The sequence below is a fragment of the Hydrogenophaga sp. H7 genome, from assembly GCF_002025745.1.
In the GTDB taxonomy this organism is placed as follows: Bacteria; Pseudomonadota; Gammaproteobacteria; order Burkholderiales; family Burkholderiaceae_C; genus Hydrogenophaga; species Hydrogenophaga pseudoflava.
Genome location: NZ_MCIC01000002.1, coordinates 57,275 through 71,531 on the forward strand (window position 1 = coordinate 57,275; position 14,257 = coordinate 71,531).

The 14,257-nt window shown below is 61.5% G+C and carries 15 protein-coding genes; 11 read left to right on the top strand and 4 right to left on the bottom strand.

Features of this window, described 5'->3' with window-relative positions; translation table 11 throughout:
- Window positions 1–5 precede the first annotated feature (5 nt).
- A complete protein-coding gene (recX, locus tag BC358_RS04135; protein ID WP_079364814.1) occupies window positions 6–455 on the top strand; it encodes a recombination regulator RecX in 450 nt (149 codons plus the stop codon).
- Between the two features lie 11 nt (window positions 456–466).
- Here recX and argC read toward each other — a convergent pair whose 3' ends face one another.
- On the bottom strand, window positions 467–1,390 hold the full coding sequence (gene argC / locus BC358_RS04140; RefSeq protein WP_079364815.1) for an N-acetyl-gamma-glutamyl-phosphate reductase: 924 nt from the start codon (window positions 1,388–1,390) through the stop codon (window positions 467–469).
- Window positions 1,391–1,573: 183 nt separating this feature from the next.
- On the opposite strand from argC, the gene sucC reads away from it, so the two are divergent.
- From sucC to BC358_RS21725, 10 genes are all read left to right on the top strand, one after another.
- Window positions 1,574–2,734 carry an ADP-forming succinate--CoA ligase subunit beta gene (gene sucC, locus BC358_RS04145; protein ID WP_079364816.1) on the top strand — a complete coding sequence of 387 codons (1,161 nt, stop codon included), beginning with the start codon at window positions 1,574–1,576 and terminating at the stop codon, window positions 2,732–2,734.
- 15 nt (window positions 2,735–2,749) lie between these two features.
- Window positions 2,750–3,643: a succinate--CoA ligase subunit alpha gene (gene sucD / locus BC358_RS04150; protein WP_066159401.1), complete on the top strand. Its 894-nt coding sequence runs from the start codon at window positions 2,750–2,752 to the stop codon at window positions 3,641–3,643.
- A 187-nt stretch (window positions 3,644–3,830) separates the two neighbouring features.
- Window positions 3,831–4,619 carry a Stp1/IreP family PP2C-type Ser/Thr phosphatase gene (locus tag BC358_RS04155; protein WP_066159398.1) on the top strand — a complete coding sequence of 263 codons (789 nt, stop codon included), beginning with the start codon at window positions 3,831–3,833 and terminating at the stop codon, window positions 4,617–4,619.
- Between the two features lie 39 nt (window positions 4,620–4,658).
- On the top strand, window positions 4,659–5,279 hold the full coding sequence (locus tag BC358_RS04160; protein ID WP_079364817.1) for an FHA domain-containing protein: 621 nt from the start codon (window positions 4,659–4,661) through the stop codon (window positions 5,277–5,279).
- Between the two features lie 42 nt (window positions 5,280–5,321).
- The gene (locus BC358_RS04165) at window positions 5,322–7,583 is read left to right on the top strand and encodes a CHASE2 domain-containing protein (protein ID WP_256861417.1); all 2,262 of its coding nucleotides are present in this window, start codon (window positions 5,322–5,324) and stop codon (window positions 7,581–7,583) included.
- Between the two features lie 35 nt (window positions 7,584–7,618).
- Complete coding sequence (locus BC358_RS04170) at window positions 7,619–8,422, top strand: MBL fold metallo-hydrolase (protein WP_066159391.1); 804 nt, start codon at window positions 7,619–7,621, stop codon at window positions 8,420–8,422.
- A gap of 188 nt (window positions 8,423–8,610) precedes the next feature.
- Window positions 8,611–9,186 carry a prepilin-type N-terminal cleavage/methylation domain-containing protein gene (locus tag BC358_RS04175; protein ID WP_079364819.1) on the top strand — a complete coding sequence of 192 codons (576 nt, stop codon included), beginning with the start codon at window positions 8,611–8,613 and terminating at the stop codon, window positions 9,184–9,186.
- Window positions 9,187–9,357: 171 nt separating this feature from the next.
- Entirely contained in the window at window positions 9,358–9,939 is a 582-nt protein-coding gene (locus tag BC358_RS04180; protein WP_306292785.1) for a pilin, read from the top strand.
- Window positions 9,940–9,976: 37 nt separating this feature from the next.
- Window positions 9,977–10,789 (top strand): TfpX/TfpZ family type IV pilin accessory protein, encoded by an 813-nt coding sequence (tfpZ, locus tag BC358_RS04185; protein WP_079364820.1) that lies wholly within the window; start codon window positions 9,977–9,979, stop codon window positions 10,787–10,789.
- A 131-nt stretch (window positions 10,790–10,920) separates the two neighbouring features.
- A complete protein-coding gene (locus tag BC358_RS21725) occupies window positions 10,921–12,195 on the top strand; it encodes a sulfatase-like hydrolase/transferase (protein WP_143434165.1) in 1,275 nt (424 codons plus the stop codon).
- 28 nt (window positions 12,196–12,223) lie between these two features.
- Here the strand turns inward: BC358_RS21725 and BC358_RS04195 are convergent, their stop codons facing one another.
- From BC358_RS04195 to BC358_RS04205, 3 genes are read right to left on the bottom strand one after another with little or no spacing between them, the layout of a single operon-like run.
- Window positions 12,224–12,913, bottom strand: coding sequence for an NTP transferase domain-containing protein (locus tag BC358_RS04195; protein ID WP_079364822.1), 690 nt, complete (start codon window positions 12,911–12,913; stop codon window positions 12,224–12,226).
- Window positions 12,889–13,488, bottom strand: coding sequence for an HAD family phosphatase (locus BC358_RS04200; protein ID WP_079364823.1), 600 nt, complete (start codon window positions 13,486–13,488; stop codon window positions 12,889–12,891). Before BC358_RS04200 ends, BC358_RS04195 begins: the two co-directional genes overlap by 25 nt.
- On the bottom strand, window positions 13,485–14,246 hold the full coding sequence (locus tag BC358_RS04205) for a class I SAM-dependent methyltransferase (protein WP_079364824.1): 762 nt from the start codon (window positions 14,244–14,246) through the stop codon (window positions 13,485–13,487). The genes BC358_RS04200 and BC358_RS04205 overlap by 4 nt, the downstream gene beginning before the upstream one ends.
- Window positions 14,247–14,257: the final 11 nt, after the last annotated feature.

The window sequence follows — 14,257 nt, forward strand, 5'->3', positions numbered from 1 at the left end:
CTGCGGTGGGGTTCGACAAGATCTCGCTCAAGGGCCGAGCGCTGCGGCTGCTGGCCGGCCGCGAACACTCGCGCGCCGAGCTGGAGAAGAAGCTGGCACCCCACGAGCAGGAGCCTGGTGAAGTGCAGCGCGCCCTGGACGAGCTGCAGGCCAAGGGCTTCATCAGCGAACAGCGGGTGGTCGAGTCGGTGATCCACCGGCGGTCCGCCCGGCTGGGCGCAGGTCGCGTGAAGCAGGAACTGCAGGCCAAGGGCGTCAGTGCCGAGGCGGTTGCCGAGGCGGTGGACCGGCTTCGGGGCACCGAGACCGAGCGGGCCCGCGAGGTCTGGCGCAAGAAATTCGGCGAGCCCGCGGCGGACGCGGCGGGTCGTGCCAAGCAGATGCGATTCCTCGCATCGCGCGGCTTTGGCGCCGAGGCGATCCGTCGTGTGGTCCGCGGTGCGGACGACGATTGATACGGCGGGCGTTACAGCCCCAGCATGAGCTGCAGGTTCTGCACGGCCGCGCCACTGGCGCCTTTGCCGAGGTTGTCCAGGCGCGCGATGACGACGGCGTGGCGGTGCGTCTCGTTGGCGAACACGCGCAATTCGAGTTGGTTGGTGTCGTTCAGTGCGGTGGCGTCCAGCTTGCCGTCGCTGGTCGCGGGCAATACGCTGACCCAGCCGCCTTGCGCCGCGCTGGCCGCATAGTGCGCCTCCAGCGCGTCGTGCAGATCGCTGGCCTTGGGCTGACCGGGCAGGTCGTCCAGATGCAGGGGCAGCTGCACCAGCATGCCCTGGCGGAAGTTGCCGACCGCAGGAATGAAGATGGGGCGCCGGTTCAGGCCGGTGTAGCGCAGGATCTCGGGAATGTGCTTGTGCGACAGGCCCAGCGCGTAGGCCTCGTGCAGCGGGGCGTTGCCGGCCTCGTAGGCCTCGATCATGGTGCGGCCACCGCCCGAGTAACCGCTGACCGAGGGCAGCGACACCGGAAAGTCTCTGGGCAACAGGCCTGCATCGATGAGGGGGCGCAGGATCGCGATGGCTCCTGTGGCGTAGCACCCGGGGTTGGCGACGCGGTCCGCCTTCTGCACGGCCTCGCGTTGACCCGCGCTCAGTTCGGGGAAGCCGTAGATCCAGCCATCGTGACAGCGGTGTGCGGTGGAGGCATCGATGATGCGGGGTTTGCGGCCCGGCAGGCTGTCGACCATGGCGACCGACTCGATGGCCGCATCGTCGTGCAGGCACAGGATCACCAGGTCGGCTTCTGCCATGAGGGCCTTCTTGGCCTCGGGGTCCTTGCGCCGTTCGGGCGCAATGCTCAACATTTCGATGACGGGCATCTGTTGCAGACGCTCGCGTATCTGCAGGCCGGTGGTCCCGGCCTCGCCGTCGATGAAGATTCTGGTCATGGCGGCTCCTGTTGGTGTCAGTCAGGGTTCAGCGACGGGCTCGATAATTATGCATTATGTAAGCCAGCGCTTATATATTGGTGCGTCGCAACATGATACAGTCGTCGGTTGCCGTGTCCACGAGTCCGCGCACCGGCTGTGCCCTTTGGCCGGATCGAACAACCCCAGTCCGAGAGAAACCTCATGAAGATTCACGAGTACCAAGGCAAGGAAATCTTGCGTCAGTTTGGTGTGCCGGTCCCCCGCGGCATTCCCGCGTTCACGGTGCAGGAAGCCGTTGAAGCCGCGCAGAAACTCGGTGGCCCGGTCTGGGTGGTCAAGGCCCAGATCCACGCCGGTGGCCGTGGCAAGGGCGGTGGTGTGAAGGTGGCCAAGAGCATTGACGACGTCAAGGCCCGCGCCACGGATATTCTGGGCATGCAACTGGTCACGCACCAGACAGGTCCAGAAGGCCAGAAGGTCCGCCGCCTCTACATCGAAGACGGCGCCGACATCAAGAACGAACTGTACGTGTCGCTGGTCACCGACCGCGCCACGCAGAAGGTGGCCCTGATCGCGTCGAGCGAAGGCGGCATGGACATCGAGGAAGTGGCCCACTCCACGCCCGAGAAGATCATCACCGAGATGATCGATCCGCTGACCGGCATCACCGAAGCGCAGTCGCGCAAGGTGGCGACCGCCATCGGCCTGACAGGCGGCTCCGTGGACCAGGCGGTCGATCTGTTTGCCAAGATCTACAAGTGCTACATGGACACCGACGCATCGCTGGTGGAAATCAACCCGCTGAACTGCGACTCCAAGGGCAACCTGATGGCCCTGGACGCGAAGTTCAACTTCGACGCCAACGCCCTGTTCCGCCATCCCGAAATCGTGGCCTTCCGCGATCTGGACGAGGAAGATCCGGCCGAAATCGAGGCTTCCAAGTTTGACCTGGCCTACATCAGCCTGGACGGCAACATCGGCTGCCTGGTGAACGGCGCTGGCCTGGCCATGGCCACCATGGACACCATCAAGCTGTTCGGCGGCGAGCCTGCCAACTTCCTGGACGTGGGCGGCGGTGCCACCCCCGAGAAGGTCACCGAAGCCTTCAAGATCATGCTGAAGAACCCCAAGGTCAAGGGCATTCTGGTCAACATCTTCGGCGGCATCATGAAGTGCGACACCATCGCCACCGGCGTGATCACCGCTTGCAAGGCCGTGAACCTGAACGTGCCGCTGGTCGTGCGCATGAAGGGCACGAACGAAGAGCTGGGCAAGAAGATGCTGGCCGAGTCCGGCCTGCCCATCATCGCTGCAGACACCATGGCCGAAGCCGCGACCAAGATCGTTGCTGCCGTCAAGTAAGCCCGGAGAACACACATGTCGATCTACATCAACAAAGACACCAAGGTCATCACCCAGGGCATCACGGGCAAGACTGGCCAGTTCCACACCGAAAAGTGCCAGGAATACGCGAACGGCAAGAACTGCTTCGTGGCGGGCGTGAACCCCAAGAAGGCGGGCGAGTCGATCTTCAACATCCCGATCTACGCCTCCGTGAAGGAAGCTGCCCAGCAGACCGGCGCCACCGTGTCGGTGATCTACGTGCCGCCCGCAGGCGCTGCAGACGCGATCTGGGAAGCTGTGGAAGCCGACCTGGACCTGGCCATCTGCATCACCGAAGGCATCCCGGTCAAGGACATGCTGATGGTGCGCAACAAGATGAAGGCCAAGGAAGCTGCTGGTGGCAAGAAGACGCTGCTGCTGGGCCCCAACTGCCCTGGCCTGATCACGCCTGACGAGATCAAGATCGGCATCATGCCCGGTCACATCCACCGCAAGGGCCGCATCGGCGTGGTGTCCCGTTCGGGCACGCTGACATACGAAGCCGTGGCCATGCTGACCGAAGTGGGTCTGGGCCAGTCGAGCGCCGTGGGCATTGGTGGCGACCCTATCAACGGTCTGAAGCACATCGACGTGATGAAGGCGTTCAACGACGATCCGGACACCGATGCCGTGATCATGATCGGCGAAATCGGCGGTCCGGACGAAGCCGAAGCCGCCCAATGGTGCAAGGCCAACATGAAGAAACCCGTGGTGGGCTTCATCGCTGGCGTGACGGCCCCTCCCGGCAAGCGCATGGGCCATGCCGGCGCGCTGATCTCCGGCGGTGCCGACACGGCCGACGCCAAGCTCGCCATCATGGAAGAGTGTGGTTTTGTGATCACGCGCAACCCGTCCGAGCTGGGCAAGCTGCTCAAGGCACAGCTGTAATCAGCGTCAACAACGAGAGAAAAGGCCACGCGTTCGTGGCCTTTTTTTGTTCCTTTGGGGTCGATGGTTCAAAGTCTGGCATCCGGGTTTGAAGCCTAGAAAAGGCAGGTGACTGTCTTCAAAGCGTGACAAATGTCTCAGCGAGCAACGGCCGCGGAATCTGATTCAAGCTATAAAACCGGTCTACATGATCTTCGAGTATTACAGCCAGACAGATCCCGGCCTGATTCGTGAAAACAACGAAGACTCGGTCGCGCTTGATCCTGCCAATCAGGTGGTCGTTCTGGCTGATGGCATGGGTGGGTACAACGCTGGCGAGGTGGCCAGTGCCATGGCCACGGGCTTCATTCACAACGAACTGGGGCGCTGGATGACCGAGGGCGGTCACGAGGCGCATGCGCGCGAGCTCAAGCGGGCCATGGAGATCTGCGTCGACAACGCCAACCGGTCGATTTTCAATGCGGCCAATTCCAATCCGCTGTATGCGGGGATGGGCACCACGCTGGTCATGGGGGTGTTCCAGGGCGCCCGGGTCATGATTGGGCACGTGGGCGATTCGCGTTGCTACCGCCTGCGGGGCGGGACCCTTCAGCAGATCACCAGAGACCATTCGCTGCTGCAGGAGCAGATCGATGCCGGGCTGATCTCGGTGGAGCAGGCGCAATTTGCCACCCACAAGAATCTGGTGACGAGGGCGCTGGGTGTTGAAGACACCGTGCTGCTTGAAGTCAACGAGTTCCGGGTCGAGGACGGCGACATCTACCTGTTCTGTTCCGACGGTCTGAGCGACATGGTGCCCGACGAGCGCATCGCAGAGATCCTGCTGGAGGAGGCTGGGCTCGAGGCCTCGGGTCGCAGCCTGGTCGACTGCGCCAATGGCAACGGGGGTCGCGATAATATTTCGGTGATACTGGCCCAGGCCCGCGCCAAACCGGTCAAGAGGGGCCTGTTGTCGCGTATGCTGGGGCAGCCGTAAACAATTGGCATTAGTTATTAGGTTCCAGAGGAGTCGGCCATGCCGAAAATGATCGTTTCCATCGACGGCGTCGTCATCAAGGAAGTGCAGCTCACCAAGGATCGCACGACGCTGGGCCGTCGGCCGTACAACGACATCGTGATCGACAATCTGGCGGTCAGCGGCGAGCATGCCGTCATGCAGATGTCGGGTGCAGATGTGTTCCTGGAAGATCTCAACAGCACCAACGGAACGTACGTCAACGGCAAGGCGATCAAGAAGCAGCAGTTGCAGAACGGCGATACCGTCGAGATCGGCAAGTACAAGATCAAGTTCTTCCACGAAGGGGCTTCCGATCAGCAGGAAAAAACGACAGTGATCAATTCGGGTGCGGTGGTGGCATCCGAGCATTCGACGGTGGGTGAAGCCTCCATCCGGGTCATGTCGGGGGCGGCGGCTGGCCGCGAGGTGCCGCTGGTCAAGGTGGTGACCACGATCGGCAAGCCCGGTGTTGCCGTGGCGGCCATCACTCGCCGTCCGCATGGCTTCGTTGTGGCACTGGTGGAGGGGGCGGTCAAGCCCACGGTGAACGGCAAGGCGCTGACCACCGAGGCCGTGAACCTCCAGAACGGCGACATGATCGAACTGGCCGGCACCCAGATGCAGTTCGTCCAGGCCTGACGTTCTGTCTGCGGGAGTCGCCGCCTAGGCGGCCCGCTTGCCATGAAACGCCTCATGCGGGCCTTGAGCAGACATGGCCGGCGCGTGGCCGTTTCCCTGCTGCCGCTTCTGCTGGGTGTGCTGCACGTCCTGGGCCTGCTGCCTCTGGACAGTCTGCAGCGGCTCGACGACCATCTCTATGACGCGCGCCTGCGCTGGACCATGCCGGCGACCCTGGACGAGCGCGTGGTGATCGTGGATATCGATGAACAGAGCCTGGCCGAGGTGGGGCGCTGGCCCTGGCCCAGGAACCGCGTGGCGGACTTGGTGGATGCGCTGTTTGATCGCCACCAGATCGCCTTGCTCGGCATGGACACGGTGTTTGCCGAGCCGGACGGAAGTTCCGGTTTGCCCCAGCTGGAGCGACTGGCTCGCGAAGACCTGAAAGATCTTCCAGAATTTTCATCAGCGCTCACACGCCTGCGTCAGGGGCTGGATCATGACCTGCGCCTGGCCGACGCTTTGCGCGGTCGGCCGGTGGTGATGGGCTTCTACTTCAGCAACGAATCCGGCGGGCGGACATTCGGGACTTTGCCTGAGCCCGTGCTCAGGCGCGCCGACCTGCAGGGCCGCGCTCTGCAGGCCACGCAGTGGACGGGCTACGGCGCCAACCTGCCGGGTCTGGCGTCTGCTGCGCCACTGGCGGGATTCTTCAATGCCGTGCCCGGTGACGACGGAATGGTGCGCTCCCTCCCCCTGCTGGCCGAGCACGGCGGGGCGTACTACGAATCCTTGTCCCTCGCCATGTTCCGGACGATCACCGGCATGCCGACGGTCGAGCCGCGCTATCCGCCACAGCCGGCGGTGGGCGGCCGCTACGACCTGCCCCGCAGCATCGCACTGCGCAAGGAAGGCGGAACGCTGGAGATCCCGGTGGACGAACGATTGGCGGTGCTGGTGCCATTCCGCGGGCCTGGTGGTCCTCAGGGGGGATCGTTCCGCTATATCTCGGCGTCTGATGTGCTGGCCCATCGGGTGGCGCCTGATGTGCTGAAGGGCCGCATCGTGCTGCTGGGCACCACCGCCCCCGGTCTGCTGGACCTGCGCGCCACACCTGTGGGCGAGGCCTATCCCGGCGTCGAAACCCATGCCAACGTGCTGACGGCACTGATGGACGGGCGCATGGTCGCACGGCCCGACTACGCCGCCGGCTACGAGCTGGCCGTGCTGTTGCTGGCCGGCATGGTGCTGGCGTTCGGGCTGCCTCTGGTGGGCGCTGCCGGTGCCGTAGGCCTGAGCCTGGCGGTATTCGCCGCCGTGGTGGGGCTCAACACCTGGCTGTACCTGGGCCATGGTCTGGCACTGCCCATGGCCGGCACCCTGGTGATGGCAGGGCTCACCTTCGTGATCAACATGAGCTACGGCTACCTGGTGGAAAGCCGGGCCAAGCGGGAGCTGGTCCAGCTGTTCGGCACCTATGTGCCGCCGGAACTGGTCGACGAGATGGTCAGGGACCCCGACAGCTACAGCATGGAAGCCAGTACGCGGGAACTGACCGTGCTGTTCTGCGACATGCGCGGTTTCACGGCCATTGCCGAGTCCATGCCGCCCACCGGGCTGCAGGCGCTGCTCAACACCGTGTTCAGCCGACTCACGCGGGTGATCCGACAGCACCGAGGCACCATCGACAAATACATGGGCGATTGCGTGATGGCCTTCTGGGGAGCCCCTGTCGAAACCCGAGGGCACGCCGCACTGGCCGTGCAGACGGCGCTGGACATGGTCGCCGAGATCGCGGCCATCAACCGCGAACGTCAGGAAGCAAGCCTGCCCGCCATTGGCGTGGGCATCGGGCTGAACACCGGCGACATGTGCGTGGGTGACATGGGATCGGACGTACGGCGCAGTTACACCGTGGTCGGCGACGCCGTGAACCTTGGCGCCCGGCTGGAGGGGCTGACCCGTGTGTACGGCGTCGACGTGGTGGCCAGCGGGTCCACGCGCCAGCAGGCGCCGGACTTCGTCTGGCAGGAGCTGGACCGGGTGCGGGTCAAGGGCAAGGTGCAGGCCGTGGACATCCACACGCCCCTGTGCGCCGGCGACCAGATGACGCCGGAACTTTCAGACGAGTTGAAAGAATGGGAGCAGGCACTGCTGGCCTGGCGCCAGCAGAACTGGGACCGCTGCCTTGCTCATTTGGAGAAGCTGCAGCGGAAGAATGCCAAAAAAGTCCTTTACCGGCTCTACGCCGAACGGGTAGTCTCCATGCGGGTTGAGCCTCCGCCAGCGGGTTGGGACGGCTCCACCGCATTCGACACCAAATAATCCGCCCGAACGGGCCACCAACTCCTGGAACATTGATGAGGGTACGCGTACTGGGCTGCTCGGGCGCTATATCGCAAGGCTGCCGGACGACCTCTTTCCTGCTCGACGACGATGTGCTGATCGACGCCGGGACAGGGGTGGGCGACCTCAGCCTCGACGAAATGGCCCGGGTCGACCATGTGCTGCTCACCCATTCCCACCTCGACCATGTGGCCAGCCTGCCCCTGATGCTCGATGCCGTCGCCGCGCGGCGGCTGGCGGCGGGCGCCGCGCCGCTGGTGGTACACGCCCTGCCGGGCACCATCTCCGCGCTGCGGGTGCACATCTTCAACAACCTGATCTGGCCCGATTTTTCGACCATCCCCAGCGCAGAGACGCCGCTGATGCGCTTTGTGTCCATCACCGTGGGCGAACTGCTGCGCGTGGGGGGCAAACGCATCGAGGTGCTGCCGGCGGTGCACACCGTCCCGGCCGTGGGCTATGCGGTCGACAGCCCCAGCGGCCACTGGGTGTTCAGCGGCGACACCGAGCGCAACCCAGCGTTCTGGCAGCGTGTCAACCGGATTGATGTGGCCATGCTGATCATCGAGACCGCGTTCAGCGACCGCGAACGCGAACTGGCCCAGCGCAGCCTGCATCTGGCGCCCAGTTCGCTGGCCGACGAACTGGACCAGATCGACCGCAGCCGACGCTTTCCGATCTACATCACCCACACCAAGCCGGCGGAAACCGGGCTGATCATGGAAGAGATCCGCCGCTTCGACGACGCACCCAACCGCCCGAACGATGTGCGCCACGACATCCGCTGGCTCAGCGCAGGACAGACCTTCGAACTGTGACAATTTTTGTCCCCTGAGGGTCGGGTGACAAAAATTGTCAGTGACCGCCGGCGACAGAGGACACAAATCGTCACCTACAGCGGGCGGAGCGTGAAAAAGCACGCAAAGAACAGGGCAAATCGGGTTGGCACGCTCCATGCGTCGAAGTCCCTGTCCTCAACCCACAACCCCCCTTCAAGGAGTTTTCAATGAAGCGTTCCCTGCAAAAAGGTTTCACCCTGATCGAACTGATGATCGTGGTGGCCATCATCGGTATCCTGGCTGCTGTGGCGCTGCCGGCTTACCAAGACTACACGGTGCGTGCGCGTGTGACGGAAGGTCTGTCGCTGGCTGGTGACGCCAAGTCGCAGATCGGTACTGGGTCCGCCACCGCCGCTGATCTGGCCGTGACGACCCAGACCTGGAATGACCAGGCCGGTGGTGTGGGTGCCACTTCCAAGTATGTGACCAGCGTTCTGATGGCTGAAGCCGCCAACGCTGCAGCAGTGACCGCCACCACCGGTGAAATCACCATCACCTATAGCGCCCTCGTCGGCCCCATCACCGCCGGAACCGACGATACGCTGGTGCTCTCCCCCTGGATCAAGTTCGGTTCTGCCTCGGCTGACCAGGTTCAGTTGGGTGCTTCCTACGCCGCAGCGGAAACCGGCGCGATTGATTGGAGCTGTCAGTCCGCCACCGAAGCGACGTCTACTGCTCGTGGCCGTTCTGCTGCCACCGCAGGCACGCTTCTGGCCAAGTTTGCTCCGAACGAGTGCCGTTGATGATGGGTTGGTGATGCAACTGATCGATGCGAGCCAGAGCTTGCGGAGCAGTTGCCATCAGAGGCGCCATCAGGCGCCTCTTTTTTTGTCTGATGTCTTGTGGGGTTCAGGCCAGGAGCGGCTCCAGTGCATCAATGGCACGGCAGCGTGACGCTTCAAAGTCGGGACGCAATGCAAATCCAACGCGAGAAAATCATGAAAAAAGCGCCAGAGCAAGGCTTCACGCTCATTGAGCTGATGATTGTTGTCGCCATCGTTGGCATTCTTGCGGCGGTGGCATTGCCCGCTTACCAGGACTACACAGTGCGAGCCAGGGTGACCGAAGGCATCGCATTGGCAGGCGACGCGAAGGCGCAGATTGGTGTGGGGGTCGCCACGCAGACCGACCTCGCGGCAGCTGCCGAGGCATGGAATGACCAAGCGGGCGGGCAAGGGTCTACAAGCAAATATGTTGCTCGGGTGCGGATGGAGGAAGCCGCTGGGGCAACGCAAGGCGAGATCACCATCGTTTACGCAGACACTGTCGGCCCCATTACCCCCGGCACCAATGATTCGCTTGTACTGTCGCCCTGGGTCAAATATGGGTCTGGGTCGACAGAGGTCATTGCCTTGGGCTCCTCTTTTGCTGCAGGGGTCACAGGCGTTCTCGACTGGAGTTGCCAATCCGAGGCCATGCTTTCATCCAATTCACGCAATATGCCGGGTACATTGGGTACGCTTCCGGCCAAGTATGCGCCCACAGAGTGCCGCTGATCTTTGCTGCACCTGGGGCATCTTTTAGGTGTGCATCATGATTGAAAGGACGATCATGGGGGATGGGAGGCAGTTGTCCGTGCATTTCTTAGACAACTTGCAGGCCAGAGCAAAAGCAGCGGGAGCGCATCTGCTCGCTTCCTGTTTGATCGCAGGTGGGATAGCGGCGCTGGTGTTTTTGCTCTGGTATCCGGGTGACTACAGCACTCTCGCCGGCGGCATGGAGTTATTCCTTCTCGTTATGACGGTTGATGTTGTGTTGGGTCCGTTGCTCACATTTGCCGTTTTCAATCGAAAAAAAGGGATGGCACATTTGCGCCGAGATATCTCCATCATCGTGTTGCTTCAAATGTCCGCGCTGGCTTATGGCGTGCACACCGTGTTCATTGCGCGACCCGTGGCGCTTGTGTTTGAATTCGACAGGTTTCGTGTGATTTCATCTGCCGATGTGCTGGAGTCGGAGCTGCCACAGGCTCTGCCGGAGTTTCGGCGGCTTTCACTGAATGGGCCGGAGACCGTGGCCCTTCGGCGTCCTGAGGATGGGGATGAGAAGTCGAATGCGCTAGCGTCCGCAATATTTGATGGCGTGGACACCGGACAACGACCAAAGTTTTGGATACCCTATTCGGCAACTGCGCGAGCGATGGCTGTGGCCAAGGCGCGTCCCTTGGAGGATCTTGTCCAGAAGTACCCTGAAGCGGCACACGACATCTCAGTTCTGACCAAGCAAAAAAAAGCAGATGGTGCTTCATTGAGCTTTTTGCCGGTGCTCGCCAAGAACGACGCGGTTGCTGTACTGCGTGAAGACGGCTCTTTGGTCACTTTTCTTCCTTACGACGGATTTTTCTGATGTGTCCTGGGCGGCGCTCGGAATCGTGGTGTAGATACCTCTGCCTGCTTGCGCTATTCGTTTTACTGAATACGGCCTTTCAGCTCCTGTCGCTAAAACTCGGATTCAAACGGCATCTTTTCAGTGCAGAGATGCTTTTTGCTCTGGTGTTGATGACATTTGGTATGAGGTGGCTCGGTGCCGTGGCATTTGCGGTATCGGTCGCGCTCGAACTCTCGCTGGGTATGGTGTCCGTGTTCTTCCTGTTCGAGCCTTGGCAACTGGTCGACATGAGCGAGTTTTTGCTGGAGGCGCGACCTACCTACCTTGCATTATTGATAGCAGCTGGTTTACTGGTGGTGGCAGGTACATGGTTGTTCTTCAGAGTCAGTAGCAAGATTCCTTGGCGACCCTATGGGTTGGGGCACGTGTTGATTGCATTGATACTGCTTCAGGCGCAATGGGTCCTGTCCCAAGAGCAGCAAACTTTTTTTGCGCCAACGCTGGCTGATCGAGAGCACCTTCTTTTTGGAAGCTCTGCGCATCTTGCACGCGAGGTTATGGCGATCAACAGGGGTGAAGTGATTGGAAACGGTCCAGATGATGCAGAGTACCTACCGATCCAGCATGCTTCAGCGGTCCGGACGGTTTGGCCCCAGGGACTGCCCAAGGCGAATCGCATATTGTTTGTAGTCGCTGAATCTTGGGGGCAGCCGAAGGATCCGGGGGTGCTGCAAGAACAGCTAAAACCAATAGCTGGCAGTTCGCGAGTGCAGGGTTTGTCTTTGACAAAAGTGCATGCCTTGGGTGCGACTGCGGCAGCTGAGCTGCGAGAGCTTTGCGGCATCCTTCCTACACGACTCAATTTCAGAAAGCTGACGGCTTCCGCTGTGGGAGATTGCCTCCCTCGCGCATTGGCCCGAAGTGGCTACCGTACCGTCGGGCTGCACGGCGCTCATGGACTGATGTACAGGAGATTGCTCTGGTGGCCTGAGATCGGTCTCAACGAAATGCTCTTCCGAGAGGCATTGCCTTCCAATGGCTCGGTTTGTTATTCATTCCCCGGGTTCTGTGATATCGAGCTGTTTTCAGTCATTAAACAACAACTGGCCAGCGAGCGAATTTTCCTCTATTGGTTGACGCTGAACTCGCACGTGCCGTACGACCGGCGCGATGTGACGTCGTACCGTGAGTCATTGTGTCAGGGTGTTTTAGGTGCCACCTATCCGGAGCAGTTGTGCAACTACCAAAACCTGCATGTGCAGTTCTTTGAAGGCCTTGCCAGATTGATAGAGGATGATTCAATGGCTGGTGTGGAGGTGGTGGTGGTTGGTGACCATGCGCCAGTGTTTAACGACGGAGACACAAAAATACGCTTCGAGCGGAATGAAGTACCGCTTTTGCACTTCATCGTGGCAGGGCGTTGATCAGGTGGAGGCAAAGCGCGCGAGCGCATCAAGCCGAAGGTGGGGATTTCGACTGCGTGCGCAGGGTTAGTTCGAAACGCTTTGCTTCAGACAAATCTGCAATGGTGTCCACCTCCCGTAAGTTCAGTTGAAAGCCTGGGGCTGGAATGTCTTGCTCTAGCCGGGTGAACACATAGCTGACCGCACCATCCAGGAGGTCGGCGGGGCCGGCGAAAACATTGGCCCATTCGAGTTTTGTCGCTTGTGCGCGCGTGAACCCAGTTACAAAGAACCGCCCTTCGTGTTCTGCTTGCGTCTTCACGTAAACCGCGTTCTCGCTGCTCGAGGGAGTGACACCGATCAGCAGCGGATGGCACGCGGCTTCGGTGACAAAAGCCTGGAGCGATTCGGGTTCAATCAGCAGGTCTCCATCAAGGAATAGCACCTTCCCATGGCAACCACGCGCGCCCAGTGCCATGCTCTGCGCCGTGTTGGTGGTTCGGAACTGGGGGTTCCGGACCAGCACTACATCTCGGTGCCTCCTCGCAACGAGGTCCACGATCATCTCCTCGCGATAGCCGACCACCACATGGATTCGCCGCACCAAGGGGGTCAGCGTGTCGATGAGCTTGCTCAACAGCGTGCTTCCGCCAATCTCCAGCATGCACTTGGGGATGCCGTATCCCAGTCTGGAGCCAAGACCAGCGGCGGCGATCACAGCGAAGTCAACAGGCTGCATAAAGTCTTTCCATCATGAATCACGTAGTCGGCAGCACCGATGGCTGCCGCGGTCGGGCTGTGCGTTCCACCGTAGGCGATGGCCACGTCGGCTGCGCGCAGCATGGGGACATCGTTGGAGCCGTCACCCACGGCGATGATCCGGGAGTGGCCCAGCGCCCGGAGATGGTCGACGGCATCGCCCTTGTTGAGTATGTTGTCGAGGCGCACCTGACCATCCACCAGACTGGCCGAAGAGAAGTAGCCTGAGCAACCGAGCGACTCAACCACAGGGCGAGTCCAGAGGTCCAGGTTGCCTGTCACGACAAAGCATGAGTCCGACCGCTCTCGAACGAATGCGAGAAGTGTCTCGTCCATGGGTATGTCGGCGATGATGGAGTGCACCCTGTCTGCAGGGACGCGGCCCAGGATCGCAACCCGCAGCGCCAGCGACTCCTCAAAAGTGATCAGGCCTTCCATCGTGATGCGTGTCAGCGTCGCGATTTCCTGAGAGATGCCCAGCTCGGAGGCAATGCATGGGAGGATCTCCGTTCGGGTGAGCGTTCCGTCTAAGTCAAAGCAGAAGGCCGTACTCATGAGGCGCGCTCCACCACCAACCACCGCTGCCGGGTCTCTGCCCGGTTGTTCAGTGTCTGGTCACCGTAGACATCCCCGCTGTCCGTGAGTTGGCAACCCTGGACTCCCATCGCCTGGGCCATGAAGGTGCGCAGTTCGCTGTCTGTGCGGTAGATCGCGTGGTAGTCCTGCTCCAGTTCTTCGGAAAAATGGTCCTTGATGGTCAGTCGCTGTCCCTGGGCCACCGGCTCCCGAAAAACCGCTCTCCCGCCGGGTGCCAAAGCGTCGGCCACGCAGCGCAGGGCGCGCAAGAGTTCGTCGTCGTTCAGATAGATCAGTACCCCCGCACACAGCACGCGATCGAAGGGGAGACCCTCCCCGAGCGACGCCAGAGAAAAATCGTCCATTGATGCGACGGAAAACCTGCATGTGCTCTCCGCGCCGTATCGAGACCTGGCGTACGCCACCAGATCACTGCTGAAGTCCAGGCCGTGATAGGCACGGCACTGACCCAGCAGGCTGCCGACCCAGCGGCCAGTGCCACAACCGACATCCAGCACCCGCTGGGAACCGTCCAGCAGCAGCAGGGGTAGCAGACAGGCTTTCTCCGCCTCGTCGCGGCGTTCCGCAAGGTCGGCATGCTTGTCCTGATAGATGACAGCCCTTACTGGGCCCACGCGCTCGATACGGCGGGCCCTCTCAGCAAAGAAGTCACCTACTTTCGAGCGATCAATCCGGGGAGGATCGCTGCTCTGGTCGTCGGAAAAGATACGGCTCATGATTCGTAGTG

What these genes read in the sequence shown, in the direction of transcription:
- argC (WP_079364815.1), bottom strand. Translation starts at nt 1,390, where the DNA reads ATGACCAGAATCTTCATCGACGGCGAGGCCGGGACCACCGGCCTGCAG.
- sucC (WP_079364816.1), top strand. Translation starts at nt 1,574, where the DNA reads ATGAAGATTCACGAGTACCAAGGCAAGGAAATCTTGCGTCAGTTTGGT.
- sucD (WP_066159401.1), top strand. Translation starts at nt 2,750, where the DNA reads ATGTCGATCTACATCAACAAAGACACCAAGGTCATCACCCAGGGCATC.
- BC358_RS04155 (WP_066159398.1), top strand. Translation starts at nt 3,831, where the DNA reads ATGATCTTCGAGTATTACAGCCAGACAGATCCCGGCCTGATTCGTGAA.
- BC358_RS04160 (WP_079364817.1), top strand. Translation starts at nt 4,659, where the DNA reads ATGCCGAAAATGATCGTTTCCATCGACGGCGTCGTCATCAAGGAAGTG.
- BC358_RS04165 (WP_256861417.1), top strand. Translation starts at nt 5,322, where the DNA reads ATGAAACGCCTCATGCGGGCCTTGAGCAGACATGGCCGGCGCGTGGCC.
- BC358_RS04170 (WP_066159391.1), top strand. Translation starts at nt 7,619, where the DNA reads ATGAGGGTACGCGTACTGGGCTGCTCGGGCGCTATATCGCAAGGCTGC.
- BC358_RS04175 (WP_079364819.1), top strand. Translation starts at nt 8,611, where the DNA reads ATGAAGCGTTCCCTGCAAAAAGGTTTCACCCTGATCGAACTGATGATC.
- BC358_RS04180 (WP_306292785.1), top strand. Translation starts at nt 9,358, where the DNA reads ATGCAAATCCAACGCGAGAAAATCATGAAAAAAGCGCCAGAGCAAGGC.
- tfpZ (WP_079364820.1), top strand. Translation starts at nt 9,977, where the DNA reads ATGATTGAAAGGACGATCATGGGGGATGGGAGGCAGTTGTCCGTGCAT.
- BC358_RS21725 (WP_143434165.1), top strand. Translation starts at nt 10,921, where the DNA reads ATGCTTTTTGCTCTGGTGTTGATGACATTTGGTATGAGGTGGCTCGGT.
- BC358_RS04195 (WP_079364822.1), bottom strand. Translation starts at nt 12,913, where the DNA reads ATGCAGCCTGTTGACTTCGCTGTGATCGCCGCCGCTGGTCTTGGCTCC.
- BC358_RS04200 (WP_079364823.1), bottom strand. Translation starts at nt 13,488, where the DNA reads ATGAGTACGGCCTTCTGCTTTGACTTAGACGGAACGCTCACCCGAACG.
- BC358_RS04205 (WP_079364824.1), bottom strand. Translation starts at nt 14,246, where the DNA reads ATGAGCCGTATCTTTTCCGACGACCAGAGCAGCGATCCTCCCCGGATT.